Genomic DNA, 26234 nt, shown 5'->3' with positions numbered 1-26234 from the left:
GCAAGCGACATGAAAGGAACAGACCATTTCAAGAGAACGATACAGATGTACTTGGAGCAGCGTGCAGCGGAGGACGAACTCTTCGCCAAGAACTACCGCAACCCTGCCAAGAACATCGACGACTGCATCACCTACATTCTGAACTACGTGCAGAAGAGCGGCTGCAACGGCTTTTCAGACGGAGAGATTTACGGACAAGCCGTACACTACTATGACGAGAACGAGATAGAGGTAGGCAAGCCCCTGCAATGTCAGATAGCCGTGAACCATGTAGTGGAACTCACCGCTGAGGAGAAGGCGGAAGCACGTCAGCGAGCCATCCGCCAATACCAAGACGAGGAACTGCGCAAGATGCAGAACCGACAGAGAGCAAGGGCAGCCAAGCCACAGAAACCCCAAGTTGAACCCTCCTTATTCGATTTTGACGTATGAGACCGAGAAACAAGTTTGAGAAAGCGGTGCTTGCCGAGAGCAGGCACCTGCGCCCCATCAGCAAGCGACAACTGAAATGGGCATTCCGTGAGTGTGTGGACCACTATGCCTACCGGCTACCCAAAGGACGAACCACCTGCATGGACTGCGGACACACATGGCAGACAGACGGCACAGCACGCACCTGCACCTGCCCCCACTGCAAGGTACGCCTGCAGGTGAAGAACACCTTGGAGCGCAAGTTGCAGCAGAAGCAGTATTTCACCCTACTCACCACCTGCGGAGAGTATCAAGTGCTGCGCATGTACCTCCTCATCGTGGAAATGGAGAAAGGCTGCAAGGCTACTCCCACTGCCCTTGAGATAGGCGGCTATTGGTGGAACAGGCAGGGCAAGCGCACCATCGTAGCCATACAGCGCACGTTGGGCAGGTACATAGACACCTTCACCTTTGCCTCACCCATGGCAATCCGTGGCGACAACCTTGCCTACCAGCATATCGCCCACATGCCCCTCTGCCCCGAATACAAGGTGGTGGACGAGCTGCGCAGGAACGGCTTCCGAGGTGACTTCCACGACATCGTACCCACGAAACTCATCCCTGCACTCTTGTCTGACAGCCGTGCGGAAACGCTGATAAAGGCAGGGCAACACCCCATGCTGCGCCACTACCTCAACTCCTCCTGCAACATCGAAAACTATTGGGCATCCGTGAAAATCTGCATCCGCAACGGCTACACCATTCCCGACGGCTCTCTATGGTGCGACACGATAGACCTCCTGCGCCACTTTGGCAAGGACATACGTCAACCGAAATACGTCTGCCCGACCGACCTCAAAGCCCTCCACGACAAGTTGGCAGCGAAAAGGCAGGAGCAGTTGCAGCGAGAGCGGACAGCGGAGGAACGAGAGCAGGCTATCAAGGATGAGAAGAAGTTCCTCAAAGAGAAAGGCATGTTCTTCGGACTTGTGTTTGCCGATGAACTCATCTCCGTCAAGGTAATAGAGAGCGTAGAGGAAATGATATTGGAGGGCAAGGCGATGCACCACTGCGTAGGCACGTACTACAAGCGAGCCGACTCCCTCATACTTTCAGCCACTATTGACGGCAGGCGCATCGAGACGATAGAGGTGTCGCTGAAGACCCTCCAAGTGGTTCAGAGCCGAGGAGCGTGCAATGCCAACACCGAGTATCACGACCGCATCATCAATCTTGTAAACAACAACATCAACCTTATCCGTCAGCGGATGAAGGCAGCGTAATAGAAACGATTATGACTACACAAATGACCATCAACGGACTCAGTACCTGCACAGCGGCAGGTACTGAGAAGTACGAGAGATTTTTTCGCCAAGGCTCAACAACACGTCAATCGGGTATCGGCAGACGCAAGCGTACCCTTGTGCAATACGACTACCGCCACACGGACGGAGAACTTTTCTCCTGCGTAAAGCCCACGTTGGACGAGTGCCGACAGAAGCGTGACGAGTGGTTGAAAAAGAAGGAGGACAGACTATGAGCGAGACCTATCAAACACTGATTGTCAGGTTCTGCGAGCCAATCACTACATTGGACGGAATATTTGACGATGCCGAAGCATGGGGAGTTTCCACCTTAAAGGGGTGGATAGACAACTACGAGAGCAGCCGTTTCACCGCCATTGACAGCCACACGGCAGTCATAACGAGCGAGTACAACATGGAATGTCTGAAAGAGTGGTTGGAGAAGTACACTTCTATCACTGAGAAATTAGAGTATTGAGAAATTTACTTGCGTTTAGGCGGTGCGGACACCGCCTAAACCTAAAACCAAAAGGCAATGAATACGATAGCACGGACTATATTGGAGCAGATTGGCGGCAAGCGTTTTGCCGTCATGACAGGCAGCAAGGATTTTGTGGATATGGGTAACGGACTGCGCATGAGCCTTGCGAGGAACAAGACCAGTGCCAACCGCCTTGACATCATCTATGATGCAGGGACTGACCTCTACAACATGCGTTTCTTCCGCAAGACGTTCAGCAAGAAGACCTTCGAGAGCAAGTCGAAGGACGTAGAAGTACATGAAGGCATCTTCTTTGATATGTTGGAGGAGGTCTTCACACAAGTGACCGGACTCTATACACACTTTTGAGAGGTGGGCGGCGCAAGCCGCCTACTTTCTTTCATGAGCAGGACAAGCGGAAAAAGAAAGTAGCAAAGAAACCTATGTACCAATCTACGATGAATAAAAAATCCGCAAGTAAAAACTTGCGGAGGAAAATATATTGAGTCGTTATTTTTGGTGGAAGGGGAATGATTATCTCATAACGTTGACTACACATTTCTGCTTCGTTTCCATAACCCCCAACGCTTTGATATGTCTAAACATTCTTGTTGTCCCTTTCTGAATTATCCAAAATATTCTCTTCATATATTCGCTATACTTTTTACGGTAAATAACTATTTCATGTAATGCTCTCACTACACTTACTATTTGAAGTGCATTTTGGAAACCGATTGGCAAAAATGGTTCAACGATGTCAAATAACGAGAAAATCCTAAAATTGTCTATTAGCAATATGCAAAATCCGTGCCAATTTGAACAAGACACGGATTTTGTTGTCAATTTGTCAGTTGCGTCAGGGTACATACAGCAGCGCAAACTCCGCTTTCCTGCGTTTAAGCAGCATGGCGTGCCGTTTCCCCTTGTAGTTGCAGAAAGCGATGTACTCCTGATAGATGTTGCGGTCGCCTGCCTCTAACTTCCTTATCAACTTGCTTTTGGGTATTTTGTCGCTTCCCAAGAGCCTATACGGACCGACATTGTAGGCAAGTGTGGCAAGCAAGAGAGAATCTTTCCCGAACTTGCGGAACATGGCACAGAACTTCCTCAAATCCTTCCGCAGCAACGCCTCGCCCTGCCTGCGTGTCATTGTCCTTGCCGAATACCTCTCGCCCGGTTGCAACTGATGACCATATCCAACGTACGGATGATGTTTTTCGGTGTGCCACCCCTCAAAGAACTTGATACAGCGCACCGCCCTCTCAAACCGGGGCAGGCGATATATCCTTGCCGCCTCCATGCGGTCGCCCTGTGCAAGCAGAGGGCTGACCGTCAGGAATGCACAGCAGATAACCATGAATATCCGCATCATCACGACAAGGGTTTGAAGTTACCGATGGGAACTACGGACAGCGTTTCGTCCTTCACATTCTGGTTGTTGAAGTCAAACTCCAGCTCGTAGGCATTCCCGAAATTGTCCTCCACCACCACGATGAAGTTCTGCGCCTCGCTGCATCCCGAAGTGTAGTACAGGCGGAACTTCTCGTTCTCGAGCAGGTAGCGGTCGTTGGGCAGGAACGTAATACCGTTGTCCATCTTCAGCGTACCCTCACCCTCAAACTGGAAATAGCGGATGGTGTAGAGCGCATTGGCATAGTTGCCCTCCTTCTTCATCTCGCAGCGTATCTCCACCGTCTGCCCCTTCGTCACCTTGCCCGGTACGGGCATCGTCTCCACCGTGAACGGATAAGACTGCTGTATGTCCAGCTCGCCATCGCAGGAGGCGAGGAAACACCCCATCAGCCCCACGAACAGGACGGTTGCCATACTCAAAAGTTTCACTCTCAGGGTCTTGTTGTTCTTGTTATTCTTGATGTTCATTGTCATTCTTTGTTTTGATGGTTACTGATTTTCTGTTTGGCCACAAGGTACTCGTTCAAGTCCTTGTAGCCCGAATAGCGTCCGGAATGGTCTGCCACACGCTCACCGAACCGTTTCCGCAAGACTCCCACCGTCCTGCGCCCCGCCTCGTCATGATCGAGGTGGCAGACTATCTCGTGGTAGTTCTCCAAGGCAGGTATTGCCTTGTCCGCATTGGCTACGGAGTTCAGCACAAGGCTGTCCTCCGCATGTCCGATGCCCAGAGCCAGCGCAGATAGCCAATCCATAAATCCCTCGTAGAGGTGGCAGCGAGAGCTTCCATACTTCGTCAGCGTGATGTCCTTCGGCGGTATGCAACCCTTGAAGAAGCGGTTGCGCAGTTCAAATCCACCGCTGCGATTCCCGAAACCGATGGCAAAATACCGCTTGCCGTTGAGCCGGAAATGGACTTCCTTGCAATGCCGCCCAGCAATCGCCGAAGCAACGCCACGTTCCTCCAAATACGAGAGCAATGCCCGATGACTTAACGCCCTTACCTCCACCTCCTCAAAGGCAGGCTTCTTTCCCACGGCTTTATGAGGGCGAGGTTCTGTCTGCGGAAGCGGAACGATGCCCGCTTCCGTGATGAACTTTGCCTGCTCCATGAAGTCGCAACTGTGGACAAACTCGCCTGCCAGCGTGAAGATGTCGCCGCCCTTGCCCAGACCGAAGTCATACCAAAGCTGCTTGTCCACGTTCACACGAAACGAGGGAGTGCGCTCCGTGCGGTAAGGTGCGGCATACCACCATTCATTACCCCTTCTTCGGACAGGCTCATGCCCTAAACGTGCGAGAAAGTCCTCCAGTGGTATCTGCCTCAATGCGTCAATCTCCATGCGCTCCGTCAGTTAATGATGAACTTCACGCCCACGCCGAACTGCGTATGGAAATGCCCTGTGGAGTTGCCCCAGAGACACCTTTCCCTGAGGTTGGCGAGCAGGGCGATACGGTCGGCCACATAAAACTCCACATCGAGTGTCAGCGCACCGCCATAGATGAAGGAATCCTTATCGTGGAGCATCGCCCCGTCATGCAGCACCTTGTCTCCCCAGTTCACCGTCTCATAGCCTGAAAGAGCCGAAGCCCCGGCATAGACAAAGAGCGTTTTCCTTGCGTCCGACAGCACTTTCAGATAGTAGCCGCCCTCCGCCATAAACTGCGCCACGGGTATCTTCTCCTCCTTGTAGGGCTTGTTCTTCAGCAGGTACTCACCACCGAACACCCACTTGTTGCCGCCTTTGGTATAGGTGGAGAGAGCCGTGCCAAGACTGTACCCTCCATCATTGCCGCCGGGATTGAAGCCGTCCACCATGTTCGCCCTCACCTCGATGCCCTGCATCTTCGGGAGACATCGCTGGGCGTGCGCCTGCCCCGTAAACAGGGCAAGCGACGCGAGAATCATAAAAAGAAACTTCTTCATAGGGTCAGCGCACTTGAAGTTCGTTGATGGTATTGGCACGCACCAAATCCTCGTTCTCAATCACGAAGGATTGGTGACGACCACCGTTCTTCTCATTCAGTTCCACCACGAGGCACTTGTCGTCAGGGATGGTGAACTTCGCCATCGTGAACACCGTGCGCTCGCTCTTTTTGCCAGGCACGCAGGTAGCATAATTCTGCGCACGGAGTGGCAGGACAACCTGCTCCTGCACGGCGGTACGCTTCGCCACCTTCTTGTCCACAATCTTCCATGTCACGTAGTCCACATCAAACGGCACGTTGCTCTGGTTCTTGATTTCCGTGTGGAAATACAGCAGTCCGTTGTGCGTGTAGATTCCTTTCAGCAGGTACTGTATGCCGAAACGCTTGCAGCCGATGTGCTTCACCTCACGCTTGTTCTGCTTGTGGATGGACTTCATGATAAGTCGCACCAGCATCGGACTCTCGCTGCCCAGTTCCTTCAGGTAAATCTCCTGAGCATTGTTCGGACGGTTCACCGCCTCGCCGTCGTGGATGAAGTCGCACATCTCCACGTTGAGCAGCAGCGGCTCCTTGGCATACTTCACATTGAAGGTGTAGAAGCTGCCGTCCTCCGTGATGACGCTCATGTTCGTCTCGTTCTTGAAGTTCTTCACGGTTGCCTTCACACGGATCACGTTCTCCGCACCGTCCGCCTTGCCCGCTATCAGGTTGGGCGAGCCCAAATCCACATAGCGCACCTCTGCCGGGAAGATGATGTGTACGGTCTTGTCGTACGTCACCTCCAACCCGTGGGGCGGAATCATGCGGTCGAAGGTCAGCTTCTTCGTCAGCCCGTGATACAGGTCGCCGTCCGCCTCCTTCTGCGGATAGACCTCCTTGGTCAGGGTCGGCTGTCCGTCACTCACGTTACTTTCCTTCACGGTCTTGTTCTCCTGCGCATTGGCAGTTACGATGCCCATCGCGAGGGCAAAAATCATGATTGCTTTTCTCATTTCACTTTGGATTTTAGTGGTGAATAAAAATTGGATTGTTGTTACTTTATCTTTTATATTTCTCAGTCTCTGTCCTGATACAGCATCACCTTGTAGCCCGCCTTCAGATGCACCTTCACGGTACGCATCTTCTTGGCGATATACTGACTTGTGCCCTGTATCAGCCCCTTGCCGAGGTCGGAGGCCAACTGTGCCCCCGCATTGGTAGAGATGTTGATGCTGCTGCCAAGCGAACCACCCATGTTGGCGGCAACCTCCCGCACCGCATCCATCTCCATCGAGCCGGGGATGAAGATGCCCTGCTGCCCGTCCGTGTCATAGACCGAAAGCTCCACAGGCACGATGGTTCCCTCATGCTCTATCGAGGTGATTTCGATGTCGAGGCGTTCGCCCTGCACACGTGCCGCCCCTACCACCACTGCATTTCGGGGAATAATCCGTTCCGCCACGGCCATCGGCTCCAACAGGCGCAGCTTCACCGCCTGCCCGTCCGTCACGCTCTGCGCTCCATAGACGCACGCCGATATGGTGTTCTTGTCCGTCACCCCGACCTTGCCCACAGCGGTGTTGAAACCATAATTTCGCTCCTGCGCATTGGCGGCGACGAACTCCTCGTTACTCATCGGCTGTCCGAGGGCGGATACCACCTGCTTCGTCACCTGCCTTACGGGACTGACAGCATTCTTTCCTGCTTTGCTCACAGTGGCAGGCATTGCCTCCTGTTTGGGTTGTCCGCCATTCTGACCGCCCATATATTTTGCCGCCAGTTCGTAGGACTTTTCCATGAGTGCCACTTGGTCGTCCATATCGGAAGCCTTGTCTTTCTCGCTTTCAAGTTCTGATTCCAGCGAGGCAATGCGCTCCAGCAGCTCCTCCATCTCCGCATTTTCCTCCTTTGGCTGCTCATAGAAACTGCCAAGCGTGGTGTTCAAGTCACGGTAGGCAGTGGCAGACGAACGGATGCTTTGCGGCGCCAGGGGCTTGCTCTTTTCCGTGCTGTCATTATCGGTCAGACTGAAATCCGCAGAGGATTCGTTTCCAGCCACTTCACGGTCGAACATATCCCCCAGCTCCATCATCGAGCGGTTGCGGTTCTCCTTACGTTCCTCCATCGCTCCCTGCTCATAGGCCTTCGCCTTGTCGCCGATAATCTGCCTGTCGGCCTTGTCGGCATCCGGCATCTCCATGTTGTAGCCGTCCATGCCCGGCTCTTTCGTCCCCTCAGACGATGGGCCAAAAATCAGCCACATCGCACCGAGGAACACCAGCACCATGACAGGCAGCACAATCATCTTCTGCCGTCTCAGTCGTTCCGCCTCCGTCAGCGGTGTGCGCTCCTGCTTGGGCTTTTCCTTGCCTTTCTCCTTGTCGGGAGTCTTGTCCTTGTCTTGTACTTCAATCTTCGTCTGTTCCATACGCATTTACGTTTAATGGTTTGATATGTCCTGTTTCTATTGTGGGACTTTCGTCCCTTCCGATGTCATAGACGGCTTTGCCGAAAGTGTAGAGGGCAAGCACCGCAAAGACGGCGAGCATTCCCAATACGATGCGTCTCTTCGTCCGATGTGGCAGACTCTCCAGCCGGTCTTTCGCCGACTTCGTCATCTGCTTTCTTTTGTCGCGGAGACTCCAGAAGAGCCTCCACGCCGTTTTTCTGATTCTGTTTTCTTTCATACCCGTCATCGTTTGATTGTCTGTAAATCCTTGTTCTCAATGATGGTGAATCCCTCGATGGTGAATCCGTTGGGATTGTCGTCCGAACGTGATGCGTTCAGCAGGCGGCACGTCGTCACGAGGCTACGCTCCGTAATGTTGCTCTGCCGGATAATCTGCTGCCGTGCGTAGGTGGTGGCACGGTACGGATAGCCGTTGAAGTCGCACACCACGCTGTCCACTTTCAGCACCTGATTGATGTTGCCTGCGATGATGCGGTTGTAGTAACCCTTCTCCGCAAAGTCCGAATAGTAGTTGTACACGCTGCGGTCGGCCAGCAGCAGCGCCCGCTTCACGTTGTGCTCAATTGCGCTCTTCTCCGGCGAGAGCGTGAAGAACAGCTCATGGAAGCGGCGCACATGCTCCCTCGCCTCCGCCGGACGGTTCTGCGACAGGTCCTGCGAGAGGGCCAGCATCAGCGACTTCCCGTTGTCCAGCACATAGATTTTCTCCCGCTGCTTCTCCGCAAAGCGGTAGGAACTCCACACGCTCCACACCGTCACCACGGCACACAAGGCGAGGAACACCATGCTGAACAGGCGAATCTGCCTGAACGAGGTCTCGATGTTCTTTAATGACTTGAATTCCATTTTCTTGTTTTCTCCTTGTTTTGATGTTACACATACTTTTCTTTATCTCAGCAGTTTCCCGACACGTCCTGCCACATTGCCAGCAGTAGCACCCGCCACACTGCCGGCGAAGCCGCCAGCCTTGCCAGCCGTCTGGTTCACGTTGCGCCCATAGTTGCCCATGCCTCCGGCTTGGATAATCCAGCCCGACACGGTGGGGATGGTGAAGTAGCCGATGATGCCGATGATCATGAACACGATATACACCCCGTCGCTCGAATCCAACGAGAAGTTCGGGTCGGCCTGCATCCGCTCGATGTCGCTCTGTAGCATCAGCACCTGTATTTTGGCCAGTATGGTGCTGAACATGTCCGACACGGGCAGCCACAGATACACCTGCACATAGCGGCATATCCACTGCGTCAGCGTGCTCTGGAAACCGTCCCACACCGAGATGGCGAAGGCTATCGGCCCCAGTATCGACAGCACTACGAGGAAGAACGTCCTCAGTGTGTCTATCACGAGGGCAGCGGCCTGAAACAGCAGTTCCAGCAACTCGCGGAAGAAGTCGCGCACGCCCTTCTTCATCTGGTACATGCTCCGCTCGATGTACATCCCCGCCATGGTGACAAGGTCGTCGGGCGACCATCCCAGTTCCTCCAGCTGCTTGTCGAACTCCTCGTTCGACACTAAGTAGGCCGTCTCCGGGTTGCGCTTCATCGCCTCGTACTCCAGCTTGTCCTTCTGCTCCCGGTACTCGTTCATGTCCAGCGTCTCCGCCTCCAGCATCTTGGCCGTGCCCTGCACAATCGGCGAGAGCACTCCGCTGAGCGTGCCCAGCACCACCGTGGGGAAGAACATGATGCACAGCCCTATGGCAAACGGACGGAGCATCGGGAACACGTCTATCGGTTCGGCATGCGCCAGCGACTGCCATACCCGGTAGGCCACGTAGAAGAGTGCGCCCAGTCCGGCGATGCCTTTCGCCACACCCGCCATGTCCTCGCACAGCGGCATCATCTCGTCGTAGAGCGACCGCAGTATCTGGTGAAGGTTCTCGAAGTCCATAGGCTACCAGTATCTTTCGTTGGCACTGCCGTAGAGTCCCATCACGCGGTCGAGGTCGTTTTTCTTCTTCGCCCGCAGGTAGCTCACGCTGATGTTCTTGTTGGTGTAGTAGCTCACGAGGTTGCGGTACCGCTTCATCTTCTGGTAACAGCCCTCCACCACGTCCATGCGGTCCTTGTCCGTCATGGAGAGCGTGGTGATGTTCACCACGTTCTTCAGCTCCGTCAGCACGTCGTTGCTCTCCTCCAGCAGCTTGGTATAGCCGAAGGCGATGGCTGAGAGTTCCTCCACCGTGAAGTTCTCGTCGCGCATCATCTTCTGGAAGCTGTTCACGTAGATGTCCGTGATGTCGCCCACCATCAGGATGGTCTGCTGCACCTTGCGGGCATCCTTGACGAGGTTGTTCACCGACTTCAGGGCATCGTAATACTTCTTGCCCTGCTCGTAGATTTTCACTGTCTCCTGAAAGTTCTTGACCATGTGGGTCGCCGTTGTCGATGTGTGCGCCACGTTCTTGGAGGTGTTCACGATGCTTTGCGCGATGTTGGACGGGTCGATGACCGTCCACTGTGCGCTTGCCTTGCCCGCCGTCAGCAGGCACAGGCAGATAAGGATTGTCATTCTTGCTTTCATTGCTCGCTATTGTTTGGTCTGTTCCTGTCTTACTCTTACATAGTCCCCGTTGGGCGAGAAGGTCAGCACGTCCGTCTCCTCGTTGTAGGATACGTCGATGCGGAATCCCGTATTCATGAAGAGGTTGCCGTTCTCCATCTGCAGGAGGTAGGTCTGCGGTTTCAGCTCGCGTCCCAGTCCCTTGCGCTTGAACACCGTCACCTTGTATGCCTTGCCCTCCTTATAGATGAGCACGTCGGGCTTACCCTCCACGCTCTCCCAGTTGCCGCAGAGGGCGGGACGGTCGTCCCTTGCCGCCTCACTGCACGACTGCATGGCCATACTCGCCATTCCCAGCACGATGCCGCAAAGGAGCAGCATCTGCCTGCTTGTTGTCTTCAATCTTCTTCCCATGTTCTGAATCATTGTTGAATGTGATAAAATTGGTTGTGATAAATGTCATGTCTTGCTTGTCCTTCTTTTCTCCGCCAGTTGCCGGATGGCGGCTTCGATGTCGCCGCCCAGTTGCTCCGCCAGCCGATAGACCTCCACCTTCTCCGTTTCCTCGGTGGTGTAGGCAAGGTATTCCTCCGCGCTCACCTCGGTGGCATAGACCGCCGACTGCGTGCCGCCCAGCCCGATCCACACCTCCTTGTAGAGCCGTGACGGGTGGTTGGCCATGTTGATGGAGAGAATCTGCGACTTCTCCTTCTCAGTCAGTCCGAGCAACGCCTGTATCTGGTCGAACTTGTTCATGTACTTCCGTTGGTCGAGCAGTATCTTGCAGTCGGAGTTGTTGATGATGCTCTCCTTCACCACGGGCGAGGATATGATGTCGTCCACCTCCTGTGTTACCACGATGGCCTCGCCGTAATACTTGCGCACGGTCTTGTACATGTACCTCAGGTATTCCGCCATGTTTGCCGAAGAGAGAGCCTTCCATGCCTCCTCCACAATCAGCTGCTTGCGCACGCCCTTCAATCGGCGCATCTTGTTGATGAAGGCTTCCATGATGATGATGGTCACGACTGGGAACAGCTCACGGTTTTCCTTGATACTGTCAATCTCGAAGACGATGAACCGCTTGCCGAGCAGGTCGATGTTCTCTGTGGAGTTGAGCAGGAAGTCGTAGCGACCGCCCCGGTAATACTGCCGCATGGTGGTGAGCATGTTGTCGATGTTGAAGTCGGACTTCTCCACCTTTATCTCCCGCTCCGCCAGCTCGCGGCGGTAATCGTCGCGCATGTACTCGTAGAAGGTGTTGAACGAGGGCGTGATGCTCCTGTCTGCCCTGATGCGCTCGATGTAGGCGTTCACCGCACTGCCCAGCTCGCCGCTCTCCGTCTTCGTCACCTTGTCGTCCTCCGACTTCCAGAGCGTCAGCAGCAGCGTCTTGATGCTGTCCTTCTTCTCCACGTCGAACACATAGTCGTCGGTATAGAACGGGTTGAACGAGATAGGCTTCTCCTCCGTGTAGGTGAAATACACGCCGTCCTCGCCGTGTGTCTTGCGCCGTATCATCTCGCACAGCCCCTGGTAGGAGTTTCCCGTATCCACCAGCACCACGTGCGTGCCCTGCTCGTAGTACTGGCGCACAAGGTGGTTCATGAAGAACGACTTGCCGCTGCCCGACGGACCCAGCACAAACTTGTTGCGGTTGGTGGTGACGCCCCGCTTCATGGGCAGGTCGCTGATGTCGAGGTGCAGGGGCTTGCCCGTGAGCCTGTCCACCATCTTGATGCCGAAGGGCGAGAGCGAGCTGCGGTAGTTGGTCTCCTCCGTGAAGAGGCACACGGCCTGTTCGGTGAAGGTGTAGAACGACTCCTCCGCAGGGAAGTCCGCCGCATTGCCGGGCATCGCCGCCCAGTAAAGCGTGGGGCAGTCGATGGTGTTGTGGCGCGGCATGCACTCCATGCCTGCCAGCTGACTGCCCACGTCGTTCTTGATGTGGCGCAACTCCTCCGCATCGTCGCTCCACGCCATGACGTTGAAGTGCGCCCTCACTGAGGTCAGCCCGTAGGAGTGCGCCTCGTTCAGGTATTGCTCTATCCACTCACGGTTGATGCTGTTGCTCCTACTGTATCGGGAGAGCGACTGCATGTTACGGGCGGACTTCTCGAACTTCTGCAGGTTCTCCTCGCTGTTGTCCAGAATCACATACTGGTTGTAGATGTGGTTGCAGGGCAGCAGCAGTCCCACGGGACTGGCGAAGGAGAGGCGGCAGTCCGAGCGGTCGGTGGAGAGTTTCTCGTACCTGACATCGGTCGCCACCTTGCCGGGCAGGTCTTCCGCATCGGATAGGGTGTGCAGGCACAGGCGGTTGTCGCCGATGCGCATCTCCCTTGCCGAGAGGCCGATGTCCTGCAGTGTCCTGTCGCCTTCGGGCATGAGGGAGAAGTAACGCTCTATGAGTCCGGCCTTGTCCCCCGTACCGACAAGCTCATCGGTGGTGAGGCGGCGCAGCCTGATGAAGCCGCTGTCGTTCATGATGCGGGCGAACTGTTCCGTAGCCTCCATGAATTTCTCCGCCGTCTCCCTGTCCAGTTCCTTCGGGATGATATGCCCACGGCACAGCGTGCTGAAGTTGCTCTGCATACGGTTGCGCTCCTTCGTGGTCTTCGTCAGGAAGAGGTAGCAGGTGTGCTTCAGGTAGGGACGCTCGTTGAAGTGACGCTCAAACGAGCGGCTCAGGAAACTCATGTCGTCCTTGTGCAACTCCGGCTTGTACTGTTCCTTGATGAACCAGTCCTGCTTGTGGACGATGGAGTAGTCGGGCAGCACCTTGATGGCCTTGCACCAGCAGCCGTGTATGGCCTCGTATTCCGCACCCGTCACGGTGTAGAGTTCCGGCAGCTCCACCTCGTAGGCGACCGTGAGGTCGGCATCCTTCGAGACGATGCAGCCGTGCTCCACCGCCAGCAGGGGGAACTTGTTTTCCAGTGTCGTCATTTTGGATATGTTCCTCATTCTTGTTTCGTTTTCTGTTTGTTCTTGAATAATCGGATTATCCGCCGTCGGTTGATAAGGTATCGGGGATGGTTGCGTGCCGCTCCCAGCTTCATCAGTCCGTGCTCGCCGTACCGGGCGTTCAGTGCGAAGGTCTGCCATACGAGGATGGACGACGATGCCGCACCGAAGCCGATACATATCCACTGGCCGATGCCGACCATGTAGAGGATGACGAAGAGGATGAAGAGAGACAGCAACCCACCCGCGAAGATGAAGAGGTATTGCGCCTTCAGACCCTTGAACTCAACCGGACGGCCGATGCCCTTGTTGATGGGGTATTCAGCCATTGTGTGTTCCGTCTTGTTACGCCTTATTATATATTAAAGGAAGAACGAGCGCAGGATGGTGGCTGCCACGATGAGGAAGATACACGCTCCGAACCAGCTTGCGGCGGTCTTGGAGGTGTCGGGGTCGCCCGACGAGAACTTGCCATAGACCTTCACGCCGCCGATGAGTCCGACCACTGCGCCGATGGCGTAGATGAGTTTCGTGCCGGGGTCGAAATACGAGGTGACCATGGAGGTGGCTTCGTTGATGCCTGCCAGTCCATTGCCCTGTGCGAATGCGGTTGTGCTTGCAGCGATGAGGAGTGCTGCCGAGAGGATTGTTCTGATACTGTTGTTCTTGTTCATATTGATGTTCTGTTTTGTGCCCTTGAAGGGTGGATAGTCCTTGTCGGGCGGGTTGATAATGATTTACTTTATTCGGATATAGTGGTGTCGCCCTTTTGTTTCCACGGACTTAGGCTGTCCGTTTGCTGTCTGGCTGTACCTTGTACCGCTCTGCCGCTTTGTTGTTGCATTACTTTCTATTCATTCTTTTTTTCGTTGCAATGGTTATACGTTATACATAGTCCCGGATGTTGAAGTCCTCCAGTTTGTCGGGGATGACGAAATCCTTCTTCGGTTTCTTCAGGCGAATTTCCATCAGTCCCTTGATGCGGATACTTACTTCCGTACTTCCGGCCATCAGCTTCTCATAGAGTTCCGTGTCCTCCAGTTCTGCGAAGACCTCCCTCGCTTTCTGCTGTTCCTTGCCCGACGGGTTCTTCTTGGTGGCTATGTGGACAGCCTCACCAATCTCGTCAAAGCTGAAACCAGAGGCTCGCGGACGGTCGCTTTCCTCTTCCGGCTCATCATCCGAATAACCCAGCTCGTCTGGTGAAAGGCTATTGAAAGCCTCGTCGAGTTTCTCGTCCGGGATGCGAGCGGAGTCCGTTTCTTGCTCGCTGTCTTCGTTTTCGCTTTCAAAGGTAATGTCGTTTTCCGACATATCTACACCTTTTTCGGGAGTGGAATCCTTTGGCACAGGGGTGGCAGCGGTTGGCCTCGGAGGCTGCATCTTGAACTTGCTTTTTCCAATAATCTCATTGTCGGAAACTGGAGAAGGGGACTTCGTTGGTCTTTCCTCTGACGTTTCATGAAGCGACATCCATACATCGGCAATGCCTCTCAGGAGTCTTGCCGCCTTGGTGTCGGCTATGCGGTCTGCAAGAAGCAGCAGGACAAACCAGACATTGCAGACAATGGACACGGAAAGCAGGATATAGGTGATGCTCATAATCTTGCCTTCAATGCTTCGTTCAATACTTCGTTGAAGGTCGTCCCCATGTATGCGGAAGTGCTCTTCCCGCACGATTCTTTAGATGTAAGGCACTCCGCTTGATTGCTCTCACGGAATTTGAGTTCCAGCACATTCTCCACGAAATCGTCCACGGTACATTTACCGTCTCCCATGACTTGGATGATTTGCTCGAGCTTGGCATAAGTCGTCGGACTGATGGCCACAGGCATGGCATTCTCCTTGTTGATGCCATTGCTCTTCAAAAACACGTTACGGTAATTGCTCACTTGATTCTTCTTCATTGTCTTGAAATTTTAGATGTTAATACTGTTGTTAAATCAAATTGTCTCTTTGTTTCTTGTACAGTTCGTTGATGCGGTCCTTGTGCTGTTGCAGGTGGAACCGCAGGACGGTGTCGATGTATCCGCCCACTGTCGTGTCCTCCGGGGCGATGCTGTTGACTATCTTCAGGATGACGCTGTGGACATCCCTGCTGATATACACGCACTGCCGGGTCTTGATTTCGTTGCGACCGAGATATAGCCCGATATAGTCATCGTCCTGCTGTTTCTTTTTGCCGCCCGCATCGCGCCTCGTTGGAGCGTAGGACTTTTCTTTCTGTCCTTGCACGGACTGTTCTTGTACGGGAGGAGGCATCTGTTCCTCGCTTCTTTTCTTTCCGATGGAGGCAATCAACAGTTCCTCGTCAATGCCTTCCGTATTCACTTTTCTGCTTGCCATAATTACGGGTTGTTTATGATGTTACTGATTTCCTCTGCAAATTCCTTGATGCCGCTCCCCTTCAGCAGGGCGGAGTCCATCGGGAAGATGGTGGAACGGAACACGCCCTTCCGTTCTTCCGAAAGGTCACGGCGGTATTTCTTGCTGTCGGGCAGTCGTGTGGATAAGACTGAAAGCCCCATCTCCGCCATCACGTCCTCATAGACCTCATACAGCCCGTTCTTCTCCCTGCCGTCAACCATCGTCCAGAACAGGTGGAAGGCTTTTGTCTTCGCCCTGCCTGTCGTCATCAGGTTGTCCTTGAACATGGTGGCGAACTGGAGCGTGCTCTCCACCACGAAACGGTCTGCACTGACTGGGGCGAAGATGTAGTCCATCTGCGAGAGCGTCTTGACCACGCCATTCGCCTTCAGCGTGCCGGGCATGTCGAAGAACACCACATCGGGCTTCACCTCCTCGTTTGCCAGCAGTTTCTCCGCATCGTCCAAGGCGTTCACCGCATCGCTCTCCACTATCGGATAGGCATGCTTCTTGATTTTGCGGAAATGGTCGCAGGCCAGTGCCTTGAAGTAGAGGCTTTCCTCTATCAGTTTCAACTCGCGCTCACGCAAACCGTGAATGCTGTGCTGCGGGGCATCGCAGTCCACCACCGCCACATTCAGCCCCATCACATTGTGAAGGTAACTTGCGGCAAGGGCAGTGACGGTGGATTTGCCGATGCCTCCCTTCTGTGTCGCAAAGGCGACGAAGATTTCTTTACTCATGTCTTCTCGTTTTTGAATGATTACTTACTCGTTTTATTGTCTCTCTATGGGATTGCATCCCGGTGTCTTCATTTATGCGGATGATTGGTTTGTCGCTTCAACGGCTTTCCCCTTATCCGGTTCTTCGCCTGTTTGAATCCCCACTGAATGACGGCATGAAGTCATTGCGTCATTACATATGCGCTTCATCGTATCAGTGGATTGCCGGACCTTTGAAAATCCGCTTTTCCGCTTACCCGTCAAACCGGTTACGCATGGATTTGAACAGTCGGTTTTCTACGTCCGCAAATCATCCGTGAACTGAATCACGATGCAAAAGTATAGGCATTTTTTCATATCCGTATCACTTTCGGAATGAGTGGCAGCGAGTGGCACAGGGTGGTAGCGGTTGGCACAGCAAAAACGCTGATTCAGAGGCGAAAATAGCCGTAATTTTGCACCCAAGCGACAGGGCTTGCCCTTGGAACACTACCACTGGGTTATCAGGCAACACACCAATCCGTCCAGAGGCGGATTTTTATTGGCATTAGCCAATAGCAAGATGTCTTTTCAGTTACTCAAAAGGATTTGAGTTACCCGAAAAGCTCTTGCCCCACTGGCGGGGGACGGGCTCTTCCTCCGAAGTCGGGAAGCCTGATGAAAACCGATGCTTGGAGTTGGGAAAGGGGTCTTGACGTGAAACCACTAAATCCAATCAATGATGCAGAAAGAGAAAAGAAGGACGGGGCGATGCCCCAAGTTGGACACGAAGACGCACTGCGTGATGGTGCGTTTCGACGACGGCGAGTGGAACAGGTTCCTCGCCATGTACGAGAGATCGGGTGTCTATGCCAAGGCGGTGTTCCTGAAGGAGCAGTTCTTCGGCAGGACATTCAGGGTCGTTACGGTGGACAAGGGCTTGGTGGACTACTACACCAAGCTGTCGGATTTCCATGCGCAGTTCCGTGCCATCGGCACGAACTACAACCAAGTCGTGAAGGAACTGCGGTCGCATTTCTCCGAGAAGAAGGCTATGGCGTTGCTCTACAAATTGGAGAAATGCACGGAGGAACTGGCGGCGTTGAGCCACAGGATTGTGGAACTCTCAAAAGAAATGGAGGCGAAATGGTCACCAAAATCAGTTTAGGAAAGTCGCTCTACGGTGCGCTCGCCTACAACGGTGAGAAGATCAACAAGGAGCAGGGACGGCTGTTGGCCACCAACCGCATCTTCAACGACGGGAGCGGCACGGTGGATATTGCCAAGGCGATGGAGGGCTTTCTCGCCTTCATGCCCGCCACGGTGCGCACGGAGAAGCCTGTGCTGCACATCTCCATCAATCCGCATCCCGACGATGTGCTGACGGACACGGAACTGCAGGAGATAGCACGGGAATACCTCGACCGTCTGGGCTACGGCAACCAGCCTTATATGGTCTATAAGCATGAGGACATCGACCGCCACCACCTGCACATCGTCACCATCAACGTGGACGAGAGCGGAAGGCGGCTCAACCAGGACTTCCTTTTCCGCAGGAGCGAGCGCATACGCAAGGATTTGGAACGGAAGTATGGGCTTCATTCAGCAGAACGGCGAGGCGAGCGCATAGAGCGTCCGCTGTGCAAGGTGGACGTTGCGGCAGGCGACATTAAGAAGCAGGTGGGGAACATCGTGAAGGCGGTGAACAGGCAGTACCGCTTCCAGTCGCTGGGCGAATACCGTGCGCTGCTGTCGCTGTACAATGTGACGGTGGAGGAAGCGCGGGGCATCGTGCGTGGACGGGAATACCACGGGCTGGTGTTCTCCGCAACGGATGATGCGGGCAACAAGACGGGCAATCCGTTCAAGTCCTCGCTCTTCGGCAAGTCCGCCGGATATGATGCGCTGCAAAACAAGTTTGCACGCTCCAAGAAAGAGATAAAGGACAGGAAACTCGCTGAAATGACAAAGCGCACCGTATTGGCGGCTTTGGAGGCAACGCACCACCAAGACCGCTTCATAGCCCTGCTCAGGGAAAGAGGCATCGACACGGTGCTGCGCCATACGGAGGACGGGCGCATCTACGGTGCCACCTTCATCGACCACCGCACGGGCTGTGTGCTCAACGGCTCACGCATGGGCAGGGAACTTTCAGCCAATGCCTTGCAGGAACACTTCACGCTGCCATACGCCAACGAGGAGCCAATAACGATGACTGTACCTGCGGAAGAGAGTGTGCCTACTGAAGATAGAAATGCAGTCAGGCCAAAGGCAGAAGAATACACCGACGACTTCCACATCTCAGGTGCAGGGCTTTTCTCGCCCGACGGCTCGACCATCGATCCCGAAGAAGAGGCGTTTATCCGTGCCATGCAGCGGAAGAAGAAAAAGAAGAAGCGTAAGGGACTGGGAATGTAACATCGTATTTTTTATTCACTTCAAAACAAAGGAACAATGTCACAAGAAGACGATTTGAGGGCACTGGCGAAAATCATGGATTTTCTGCGTGCCGTGAGTATTATACTGGTAGTGATGAACGTGTATTGGTACTGCTACAGTGCCATACGGCTGTGGGGAGTGGACATCGGTGTGGTGGACAGGATTCTGATGAACTTCAACCGCACGGCGGGGCTGTTCCATTCCATCCTCTACACAAAGCTGTTCGCCGTACTCCTGCTTGCCCTTTCCTGCCTCGGCACAAAGGGCGTGAAGGGCGAGAAAATCACTTGGAGCAGGATTTGGACGGCACTGGCCATAGGCAGTGTGCTGTTCTTCCTCAACTGGTGGATATTGGCACTGACACTGCCCACGGAGGCGGTGGCTGGACTGTATATCGCCACCATCGGCACGGGCTACGTATGCCTGCTGATGGGCGGGCTGTGGATGAGCCGTCTGCTGAAGCACAATCTGATGGAGGATGTGTTCAACACCGAGAACGAGAGTTTCATGCAGGAGACAAGGCTGCTGGAGAACGACTATTCCGTGAACCTGCCCACACGCTTCTACTACCGCAAGCGTTGGAACAGAGGCTGGATCAACGTGGTCAATCCCTTCCGTGCCTCCATCGTACTGGGCACGCCGGGCAGCGGCAAGTCGTATGCCGTGGTGAACAACTTCATCAAGCAGCAGATAGAGAAGGGGTATTCGATGTATGTGTACGACTTCAAGTTTCCCGACCTCTCCATGATTGCCTACAACCATCTTTTGAACCACCCGGAGGGTTACAAAGTAAAACCGCAGTTCTACGTCATCAACTTCGACGACCCTCGCCGCAGCCACCGCTGCAACCCCATCCATCCGGACTTCATGACCGATATTTCGGATGCCTACGAGAGTGCCTACACCATCATGCTCAACCTCAACCGCACGTGGGTGTGACCTGTAAAGTCACGTAATTGATTGTTAGACAGTGATATTAATTGCATGATTTAACCCGCTGTTCCGTCAGCGGTAGCCTACTATAAGGTGCATCTCCAGTGATGGGTTGTGCCAAGCTTATAGGACAAAGTACACTTTCCGAAAGGACAAGACTGAACCGTGAGGGAATGTCAAGGACGGTTAGTATCATACCGTTGAGTGGCGAGGCTGGATAGCATGGTTAACGTAAGTGAACTGACTTTAGCCGTCGTAAGGTTTGAAGGAGCGCAAGATACTTTAGCTCTCACCAAAAGGTAAGCAGTCGGATAACCCTTGCCCATGTTGGGGTTACACGGACACAGCACTGCCGGCGGACTTGGCAGAACCTAAACTATCCGTTTGTCAATTACGTGGAACAGGGCAAGCCTGTATCTCTCTCGTAAGAATGCGAGTAAGCGAACCGCAAGGCAAGCCGAATGGGTGCAGGTATGAGATAACGGAAAAAGCGAATGCCACCCTGTAATGGGGTGGATACGGATTGAATCAACATCACGGGTTGTTATTGGTGACATCATCCGACACGAAAGTGGGCAGACTTCCGTATATGGTAACTCTTTACAAGATAACTTTTAGAACTTTCAAAAGGAGGAAAGCAAATGAACGAAACTAAAACATCGTGTGCGCCTGCTGACAGCAGGAATCTAACTTGGGACGGCATGGACTGGTCCAAGTGTGAAGCCTATGTCCGAAAGCTACAAGCGCGTATTGTAAAGGCTCAAAAGGAAGGCAGACATAACAAGGTGAAAGCCTTGCAGTGGATGCTGACCCACTCTTTTTACGCCAAGGCATTGGCGGTAAAGAGGGTTACTTCCAACAAAGGGAAGAAAACGTCTGGAGTAGATAAACAGCTTTGGGATTCTCCCAAGCGCAAGTACAAAGCAATCGGTGAACTGAAACGTCGTGGTTACAATCCGCAGCCGCTTCGTAGGGTTCACATCAAGAAAAAGAACGGTAAACTCCGACCGTTGGGAATACCGACAATGAAAGACAGGGCGATGCAGGCATTATATCTCATGGCATTGGAACCGATAGCCGAAACGACAGGCGACCGCTTTTCTTATGGTTTCCGCAAGAAACGCAGGACAATGGACGCTATCCGTCAGATTGATACGGTTCTAAACCGCCAGCATTCCCCCGAATGGATTTTGGAGGGAGACATTAAAGGCTGCTTCGACCATATCAGCCACGACTGGCTTCTTAATCATATCCCTATGGATAAGACGATACTCAGAAAATGGCTGAAATGTGGAGCTGTATTCAATGGCAAACTATTTCCGACAGAAGAGGGTACACCACAAGGAGGTATCATATCACCGACACTTGCAAATATAGCACTTGACGGACTTCAACCACTCTTGGCTGAAAGATTCAAAAGATTATGGCGCAACAATAAGACATTCCACTACAAGGTAAACCTTATTCGTTATGCGGATGACTTTATAATCACAGGTCGAGATAAGGAGCTATTGGAAAACGAAGTCAAACCTATCGTGATAGAATTTCTCAAAGAAAGAGGGCTGACCTTATCCGAAGAGAAAACTACCATTACGAACATATACGACGGTTTTGATTTCTTAGGTTTCAATGTGAGGAAGTTTGGCAAAAGGCTATACACATCCCCGTCCAAAGATGCACAGAAACGCTTCAGGGCAAAAATCGGTGACATCGTTAAAGGACATAAAATGTGTAAGCAGGAATCGCTGATACGAATGCTTAATCCTGTAATCACAGGTTGGGGCAACTATTACCGATATGGTGCATCAACCGATGCTTTTCATGGTTGTGACAATCACATTTACAATCTCACGAAGAAATGGGCTTTACGTCGCCATCCAAAGAAACGCAAGTCTTGGGTTGCAGACAAATATTGGCATGAAATTCGGGGGCGTAAATGGACGTTTGCATGGAAATATGAAACCAAGAGCAAGAAAGTGAACTACCTGACCCTTAAAAGGTTGTCGGATATACATTATACCCCGTACAAGCAAATCAAAGGTGAGGCAAACCCTTTCGACCCGGAATACGATGATTATTTCTTTCAGCGAAAGGAGCAACAAATGCTGGAATCTCTCAAGGGACGTAAGTATAATCCGCAAATCCAAATTTCCGCAGAATCCGAAACGAAGCGTTCGATTTTCAGGGAAAAGGACAAAACGAAGCGTTCAAAAAAGGAAAGCGCGCAACACTCAAAAAGCCGAAACAAAAGTTTTGTAATGACCTCTGTTTCGGCTTTATAATTTCATAAAAAATGGCTTTATAACGGCATTAAAATAAGGCTCAAAAGTTTGGCCTTCTACTTGAAAAATTGTATCTTTGTTCAGTGCTAAGCAGCTGTTTTATGAACTAATTTTTCCTGTTTCTTATACAGCATCATGTCTGTATATTCGGCAGAATAATTCATGTGGGCATTGAATTCCTTTTTTGTACAACCCTCAAAAGGATTGCCAATGGTTTTGTTTGCTCCAATCCATTCACACAGTTCAAGTATGGAGGATTTATTGGATGTGAAATAAACGAAGGAATGCTTTTCGAGTATCTTTAAAACATCCAAATAATCAGACAAGCGCCAATACATATTGTACGTACCAACATCAGTGGAAAGATAAGGCGGATCAATTAAAAAGACGACTCCGGGAACATCCTTATATTGGTTGAATACTGCTTTGTAGTCGCATGATACAATTTCAAGCCCTTTTAAGTAGTCAGAAGACTCCGGATAACCGGTCTTGCGAATGTTGTTATAAAGGACTTCCTTGCGCATTTCGGCTACAGACAATTTATACTTCATGGAGAACATAAGTGAGGATGATAAGGTTATAAAATCCACGTACCCAACATTTAGTTCTTCTTCCTCGATACGTTTAAAAATGCGTTCTCTAAGTTCCCCTTTAATTGGTTTATGTTTGGGTATCGAATTACCCACCAGCTCCCTAATATCGGCAAGCAGTTTATTTGTCTGTGGGATATTTTTCAGTCTGAACCGGTAGTTGTCGAAGTCATTGTAGACAACAGTAGCATCGGGCTTGCTTCTTTTGGCTATATGCGAAAGAAGTCCGGAACCGCCAAACAAGTCCACAAACACGGTATCTTCAGGGAACTGTTCCAAAACTTTAATAAACTCTTTAGCAAACATTCTTTTTTGGCCTACAAATGGCAGTGGTGCAGATAAATTCATATTCTTCATACGTTCAAGTCAAATTTAATGTTTTCAACTCCGGATAACAGTTCCAGAGTCCGGTCAATGTTATTTTCATATATATGCACATTTCCAAGGTCAAGGGTTATGGACTTCAGGGGAAGCTCCACCTGCCTTGCCATCAGATAAAGATGATAAATATCAGCCGGAAGCCCAAGGTTCGCATCAGAACTACGCTGATATGCAGATAGCACCAATTCTCCCTCATCAATTTGGAACTGCACAAGACTCAGGCAGGGTGCCTGGTTGCTTTCCACCCCGGTTTCTCCAAGAAACAGGACATAATTCTTGCTGTTGCGCTTTTCCCGGTTAATCCTGGTTATGAGGGGTGGAAGCTTTTCAAAGTAAGTTGGATAGCTGTTTACAAGGGTATGGCCGCAATAATCCCACCAGGTAATCCCTGCCTCTTTGTATTTTTCCACATCCCGGACTCCTTGCATAAACAGTTTCAATTCCTCTTTCAGCTTTTTCCTGGCTATCCCGTGGCTTTCAAATATGTCAAGTAAATCAGCGGGGGTTAGCATGAGCCTTTCGTTTAATAGATACTTGATACGCCCTTTCCTATTGGTCTGGATTTTGCCCGTTTGGAGTATCTTGTCTAATGTCTGGTAATACTTATTCATGAGCTTTATTTTTGGTTGTACAAAGGTAGCTCTACCGGACAACACAAGGCATCCCCGGCACATCAATCACACTGCACCGAGCGTGCAGTGCTTTCCAAACCGTTTGATAACATCATACACCTTACGTTCGCTTACCGAATATTTATTTGCCAAAAACGCCACTGCATAAGTGGTCTTTTCACCTTGTTTTTTCATGACCTCATACTCCGTATATAAGTCTATGAATCGAAGGTCATCCTGCTTGCCGCCCAAACTTATAAGCATTTCAAGCGGTTCTCTGTTAAATTTAAGTGCTTCAAACAATGTCATATCCAATCATTTTTGTACTTTTGCAATGCCAATCATTTATTTAATGCGTAAAAACGCCACGAGAGTGCGGCAGAGGGCATTGCCCCCGGTCGCGCACTCTCGTGGCGTTTTGTGTTAATAAATGATTGGCGTCTATATTAACAGGCCGGGGGCTTTTTTTATCCCTCCCCCGAAGGGATTGTCAATCACTCAATCCGATATAATTCCAAATTGAACTTGTCCTTTTTTTCCCAGCCTTCAGCCAGAACTGTCTGAATGAATCCTACTGCTTTTGTATAGAAATCTTTCAGTTCTTCTAACTGAGTAAAAGTATGGTATTCCGGTTGTTCATCCGAACCAAACTTAAACGTCACTGGCAGGGTTTCTCCGCCCGTCTGAACGGCCAAATCGTATGCTGCCTTATAGTTGTACTGGTTCTCCACAGAAAGCCATACATGGGCACCATTATAGGCGAATCCGGATAGGATAGCCGCATCAGTCTGGCTGTTATACCAGGACATAACCAATGTGTGGATTTCCTCATCAGTAGGCTTATGCCCGAACTCCTCTTCCATGTAGGAGGCAGAGCCGTTCTCTTTTTCCTGCACATCCCATCGGATGCGCCATTTGTCTTTAACCGGGTTCGTGCATTCCATCAGCGAAACCCCGGAACTTCCTTCAACTCTTCTCATGTAAACACGTATTTGGTTCTACCTTTGCCGAATGTCTCTGTCTTGATGGTCGTTTCAAACGGGAAACCATCCGGCATTTCCTTTACTTGTGCGAGAATATTCTTCATTTCCTCGCTGTTGGTGAAGAACTTCTTTGCCTCGCCGTTCACTTCGATGGCCACAATACAGCGGTCTTCTCCCTGCTCGGTTTTGATACCGGTCTCAAAGTCCTTCACTACAATGGGTAAGTTTACCAGTTCCCGGATGCTTACCACCACTCCGGGGAATCGCTTTTTACCGTCTTCCGGCTTGTAAGCGACATTCAAGTCTTTAAAACTTCTCATTTCTTTGCCTGTTAATTTTTTAAACAACTTATTACAGTCGGCGTGCTTCGTCATGCCGTAGAAACTGGCAATCAGTTCCCGCCGTCTTTTTCTCGATTTTACCTCGTGCATTTTCCGGGCAAACTTCTGTTTGATGCGTTTCCGCAATCTTACATAGTCGGGACGGATAACATAGCCAAGGAAATCAATGCCTTCTTCCACAGGGAACACCCGTTCATTCGGCTTTATTTCCAAGTCTATTTTTCCCATTTGCCCGTGAACAGCATCACGAATCTTCCACAATTCCGCTTTCGTTTTACCGAGTACCAGTCCGTCATCGCAATAGCGATAGTAATAACGAACCCCGTACTTATCCTTCAGATAGTGGTCTAAAAATACAGACAGAAGCAGATTTCCTGCCCCTTGTGAACTGCGCAGTCCGAAACTGATACCTTCCGGCAGCAGCTTAACAAACCGCTCCAACAAGACCAACAGCCTTTTGTCCTTGAACACCCTCCGGAAGCACCACATAACAAAGTCCTGCCGCGCATTGTCATAAAACCTCCGGATGTCAAATTTGTATGCGTAAAGCGTGCCTTCCGGATTTTTTTGCAAATCGGTACGTATGCAGTTCATCAGGTCATGAGTACCGCGCCTTTTGATGCTTGCACCGGTTGTCCGGATATAACGTTTTTGCAGGTGGCGGTCCACCACATTCATGATGGCAAACACAGCGATGCGGTCTTTCATGGACAGGATCTGCAAAATACGTTTTTTACCGTATTCTTCAATTTCCCTCTCATGGTAGCCGCCCAGCCGGAATGAGCCGTCCGCAATGGAAGCCGTCAGTTCGGTGATAATCTTCTCCCTATGGGCAAGCAGGAATCGTCCCTGCCTTGACCTCTTACGATCGGTTCCGCGAAGTACCGAATCGAATGCCTCCGACATATTGGAGTATTCGATGATTTCCTCGATAATATATCCTTCCCTGCGCATAAGCTATTGGTTAATAAACATGGAAGATGAGGGCCTTCCTTTCCCCGGGTCTGACTTCTTCGAACTGATAACAGCCTACCAAACTCCACCCGACGCGTGATTTTTCAGCTTTCCACCTTTTCTGGTGCTGTTGCTGTGGCTTGCTCCCCTCGGCACCGCTTCGGGGACACGTCCCCGCTGCTGTACGCCGATT

The 26234-nt window shown here is 51.8% G+C and carries 31 protein-coding genes and 1 pseudogene; 9 read left to right on the top strand and 23 right to left on the bottom strand.

Features of this window, described 5'->3' with window-relative positions; translation table 11 throughout:
- The first annotated feature begins 9 nt into the window (after positions 1-9).
- The 5 genes from GD630_RS02790 to GD630_RS02770 are packed head-to-tail and all read left to right on the top strand — an operon-like array spanning position 10 to position 2565.
- The gene (locus tag GD630_RS02790) at positions 10-432 is read left to right on the top strand and encodes a PcfK-like family protein (RefSeq protein WP_143867829.1); all 423 of its coding nucleotides are present in this window, start codon (positions 10-12) and stop codon (positions 430-432) included.
- Entirely contained in the window at positions 429-1694 is a 1266-nt protein-coding gene (locus GD630_RS02785) for a PcfJ domain-containing protein (protein ID WP_143867827.1), read from the top strand. The genes GD630_RS02790 and GD630_RS02785 overlap by 4 nt, the downstream gene beginning before the upstream one ends.
- 11 nt (positions 1695-1705) lie before the next feature.
- The gene (locus GD630_RS02780; RefSeq protein ID WP_143867825.1) at positions 1706-1951 is read left to right on the top strand and encodes a DUF3873 family protein; all 246 of its coding nucleotides are present in this window, start codon (positions 1706-1708) and stop codon (positions 1949-1951) included.
- Complete coding sequence (locus tag GD630_RS02775; RefSeq protein ID WP_143867823.1) at positions 1948-2193, top strand: DUF6956 domain-containing protein; 246 nt, start codon at positions 1948-1950, stop codon at positions 2191-2193. The genes GD630_RS02780 and GD630_RS02775 overlap by 4 nt, the downstream gene beginning before the upstream one ends.
- Before the next feature lie 57 nt (positions 2194-2250).
- Entirely contained in the window at positions 2251-2565 is a 315-nt protein-coding gene (locus tag GD630_RS02770; RefSeq protein ID WP_143867821.1) for a hypothetical protein, read from the top strand.
- A 487-nt stretch (positions 2566-3052) separates the two neighbouring features.
- Here GD630_RS02770 and GD630_RS02765 read toward each other — a convergent pair whose 3' ends face one another.
- The 18 genes from GD630_RS02765 to GD630_RS02680 all read right to left on the bottom strand — a co-directional run bounded on the left by GD630_RS02765 (position 3053) and on the right by GD630_RS02680 (position 16569).
- Complete coding sequence (locus tag GD630_RS02765; protein WP_143867819.1) at positions 3053-3568, bottom strand: glycoside hydrolase family protein; 516 nt, start codon at positions 3566-3568, stop codon at positions 3053-3055.
- Complete coding sequence (locus tag GD630_RS02760; protein ID WP_250884450.1) at positions 3568-4023, bottom strand: DUF3872 domain-containing protein; 456 nt, start codon at positions 4021-4023, stop codon at positions 3568-3570. The genes GD630_RS02765 and GD630_RS02760 overlap by 1 nt, the downstream gene beginning before the upstream one ends.
- Before the next feature lie 56 nt (positions 4024-4079).
- Positions 4080-4952, bottom strand: a complete 873-nt coding sequence (locus GD630_RS02755; RefSeq protein ID WP_143867816.1) for a toprim domain-containing protein — start codon at positions 4950-4952, stop codon at positions 4080-4082.
- Positions 4953-4960: 8 nt separating this feature from the next.
- On the bottom strand, positions 4961-5536 hold the full coding sequence (locus GD630_RS02750; RefSeq protein ID WP_143867814.1) for a conjugal transfer protein TraO: 576 nt from the start codon (positions 5534-5536) through the stop codon (positions 4961-4963).
- A 4-nt stretch (positions 5537-5540) separates the two neighbouring features.
- The gene (traN, locus tag GD630_RS02745) at positions 5541-6530 is read right to left on the bottom strand and encodes a conjugative transposon protein TraN (protein WP_143867812.1); all 990 of its coding nucleotides are present in this window, start codon (positions 6528-6530) and stop codon (positions 5541-5543) included.
- Positions 6531-6592: 62 nt separating this feature from the next.
- Positions 6593-7945 (bottom strand): conjugative transposon protein TraM, encoded by a 1353-nt coding sequence (traM, locus tag GD630_RS02740; RefSeq protein WP_143867810.1) that lies wholly within the window; start codon positions 7943-7945, stop codon positions 6593-6595.
- On the bottom strand, positions 7926-8204 hold the full coding sequence (locus GD630_RS02735) for a TraL conjugative transposon family protein (RefSeq protein ID WP_103004168.1): 279 nt from the start codon (positions 8202-8204) through the stop codon (positions 7926-7928). The genes traM and GD630_RS02735 overlap by 20 nt, the downstream gene beginning before the upstream one ends.
- Before the next feature lie 5 nt (positions 8205-8209).
- Positions 8210-8833 (bottom strand): conjugative transposon protein TraK, encoded by a 624-nt coding sequence (gene traK / locus GD630_RS02730; RefSeq protein WP_021824925.1) that lies wholly within the window; start codon positions 8831-8833, stop codon positions 8210-8212.
- A gap of 42 nt (positions 8834-8875) precedes the next feature.
- Entirely contained in the window at positions 8876-9880 is a 1005-nt protein-coding gene (traJ, locus tag GD630_RS02725) for a conjugative transposon protein TraJ (RefSeq protein ID WP_143867808.1), read from the bottom strand.
- 3 nt (positions 9881-9883) lie between these two features.
- Positions 9884-10513 (bottom strand): DUF4141 domain-containing protein, encoded by a 630-nt coding sequence (locus GD630_RS02720; protein WP_117795414.1) that lies wholly within the window; start codon positions 10511-10513, stop codon positions 9884-9886.
- A 6-nt stretch (positions 10514-10519) separates the two neighbouring features.
- Entirely contained in the window at positions 10520-10873 is a 354-nt protein-coding gene (locus GD630_RS02715; RefSeq protein WP_117795412.1) for a DUF3876 domain-containing protein, read from the bottom strand.
- 78 nt (positions 10874-10951) lie between these two features.
- Positions 10952-13459, bottom strand: coding sequence for a TraG family conjugative transposon ATPase (locus GD630_RS02710; protein ID WP_143867806.1), 2508 nt, complete (start codon positions 13457-13459; stop codon positions 10952-10954).
- Positions 13456-13788: a DUF4133 domain-containing protein gene (locus GD630_RS02705; protein ID WP_143867804.1), complete on the bottom strand. Its 333-nt coding sequence runs from the start codon at positions 13786-13788 to the stop codon at positions 13456-13458. Before GD630_RS02705 ends, GD630_RS02710 begins: the two co-directional genes overlap by 4 nt.
- 33 nt (positions 13789-13821) lie before the next feature.
- Complete coding sequence (locus tag GD630_RS02700) at positions 13822-14133, bottom strand: DUF4134 domain-containing protein (RefSeq protein WP_117795406.1); 312 nt, start codon at positions 14131-14133, stop codon at positions 13822-13824.
- A gap of 211 nt (positions 14134-14344) precedes the next feature.
- Complete coding sequence (locus GD630_RS02695) at positions 14345-15061, bottom strand: conjugal transfer protein TraD (RefSeq protein WP_143867941.1); 717 nt, start codon at positions 15059-15061, stop codon at positions 14345-14347.
- Positions 15058-15366, bottom strand: a complete 309-nt coding sequence (locus GD630_RS02690) for a DUF3408 domain-containing protein (RefSeq protein ID WP_117795402.1) — start codon at positions 15364-15366, stop codon at positions 15058-15060. Before GD630_RS02690 ends, GD630_RS02695 begins: the two co-directional genes overlap by 4 nt.
- 31 nt (positions 15367-15397) lie before the next feature.
- Positions 15398-15805 carry a DUF3408 domain-containing protein gene (locus tag GD630_RS02685; protein WP_143867802.1) on the bottom strand — a complete coding sequence of 136 codons (408 nt, stop codon included), beginning with the start codon at positions 15803-15805 and terminating at the stop codon, positions 15398-15400.
- A 2-nt stretch (positions 15806-15807) separates the two neighbouring features.
- Positions 15808-16569 (bottom strand): ParA family protein, encoded by a 762-nt coding sequence (locus tag GD630_RS02680; RefSeq protein ID WP_021825156.1) that lies wholly within the window; start codon positions 16567-16569, stop codon positions 15808-15810.
- A gap of 697 nt (positions 16570-17266) precedes the next feature.
- On the opposite strand from GD630_RS02680, the gene mobA reads away from it, so the two are divergent.
- From mobA to ltrA, 4 genes and pseudogenes are all read left to right on the top strand, one after another.
- Positions 17267-17695 carry a conjugal transfer protein MobA gene (gene mobA / locus GD630_RS02675; protein WP_169757404.1) on the top strand — a complete coding sequence of 143 codons (429 nt, stop codon included), beginning with the start codon at positions 17267-17269 and terminating at the stop codon, positions 17693-17695.
- Positions 17674-18945, top strand: a complete 1272-nt coding sequence (gene mobB, locus GD630_RS02670; RefSeq protein WP_103004145.1) for a conjugal transfer protein MobB — start codon at positions 17674-17676, stop codon at positions 18943-18945. The genes mobA and mobB overlap by 22 nt, the downstream gene beginning before the upstream one ends.
- A gap of 36 nt (positions 18946-18981) precedes the next feature.
- Positions 18982-19902, top strand: a pseudogene (locus tag GD630_RS02665) (YWFCY domain-containing protein); the annotation flags it as partial.
- A 638-nt stretch (positions 19903-20540) separates the two neighbouring features.
- The gene (gene ltrA / locus GD630_RS02660) at positions 20541-22181 is read left to right on the top strand and encodes a group II intron reverse transcriptase/maturase (protein WP_182505691.1); all 1641 of its coding nucleotides are present in this window, start codon (positions 20541-20543) and stop codon (positions 22179-22181) included.
- A gap of 86 nt (positions 22182-22267) precedes the next feature.
- Here the strand turns inward: ltrA and GD630_RS02655 are convergent, their stop codons facing one another.
- The 5 genes from GD630_RS02655 to GD630_RS02635 all read right to left on the bottom strand — a co-directional run bounded on the left by GD630_RS02655 (position 22268) and on the right by GD630_RS02635 (position 26041).
- Complete coding sequence (locus GD630_RS02655; protein WP_007562461.1) at positions 22268-23128, bottom strand: DNA adenine methylase; 861 nt, start codon at positions 23126-23128, stop codon at positions 22268-22270.
- Entirely contained in the window at positions 23125-23763 is a 639-nt protein-coding gene (locus GD630_RS02650) for a thymidylate synthase (RefSeq protein ID WP_007562465.1), read from the bottom strand. The genes GD630_RS02655 and GD630_RS02650 overlap by 4 nt, the downstream gene beginning before the upstream one ends.
- 66 nt (positions 23764-23829) lie before the next feature.
- Positions 23830-24072 (bottom strand): hypothetical protein, encoded by a 243-nt coding sequence (locus GD630_RS02645; RefSeq protein ID WP_007562467.1) that lies wholly within the window; start codon positions 24070-24072, stop codon positions 23830-23832.
- Between the two features lie 185 nt (positions 24073-24257).
- Entirely contained in the window at positions 24258-24743 is a 486-nt protein-coding gene (locus GD630_RS02640) for a DUF4376 domain-containing protein (protein WP_007562469.1), read from the bottom strand.
- Positions 24740-26041: a reverse transcriptase domain-containing protein gene (locus GD630_RS02635; RefSeq protein WP_007562471.1), complete on the bottom strand. Its 1302-nt coding sequence runs from the start codon at positions 26039-26041 to the stop codon at positions 24740-24742. The genes GD630_RS02640 and GD630_RS02635 overlap by 4 nt, the downstream gene beginning before the upstream one ends.
- Positions 26042-26234 lie beyond the last annotated feature (193 nt).

It is taken from the genome of Bacteroides zhangwenhongii (genome assembly GCF_009193325.2).
In the GTDB taxonomy this organism is placed as follows: Bacteria; Bacteroidota; Bacteroidia; order Bacteroidales; family Bacteroidaceae; genus Bacteroides; species Bacteroides zhangwenhongii.
The sequence above is the reverse complement of the archived record's forward strand: the minus strand, read 5'-3'. Positions and strand labels throughout refer to the sequence as shown.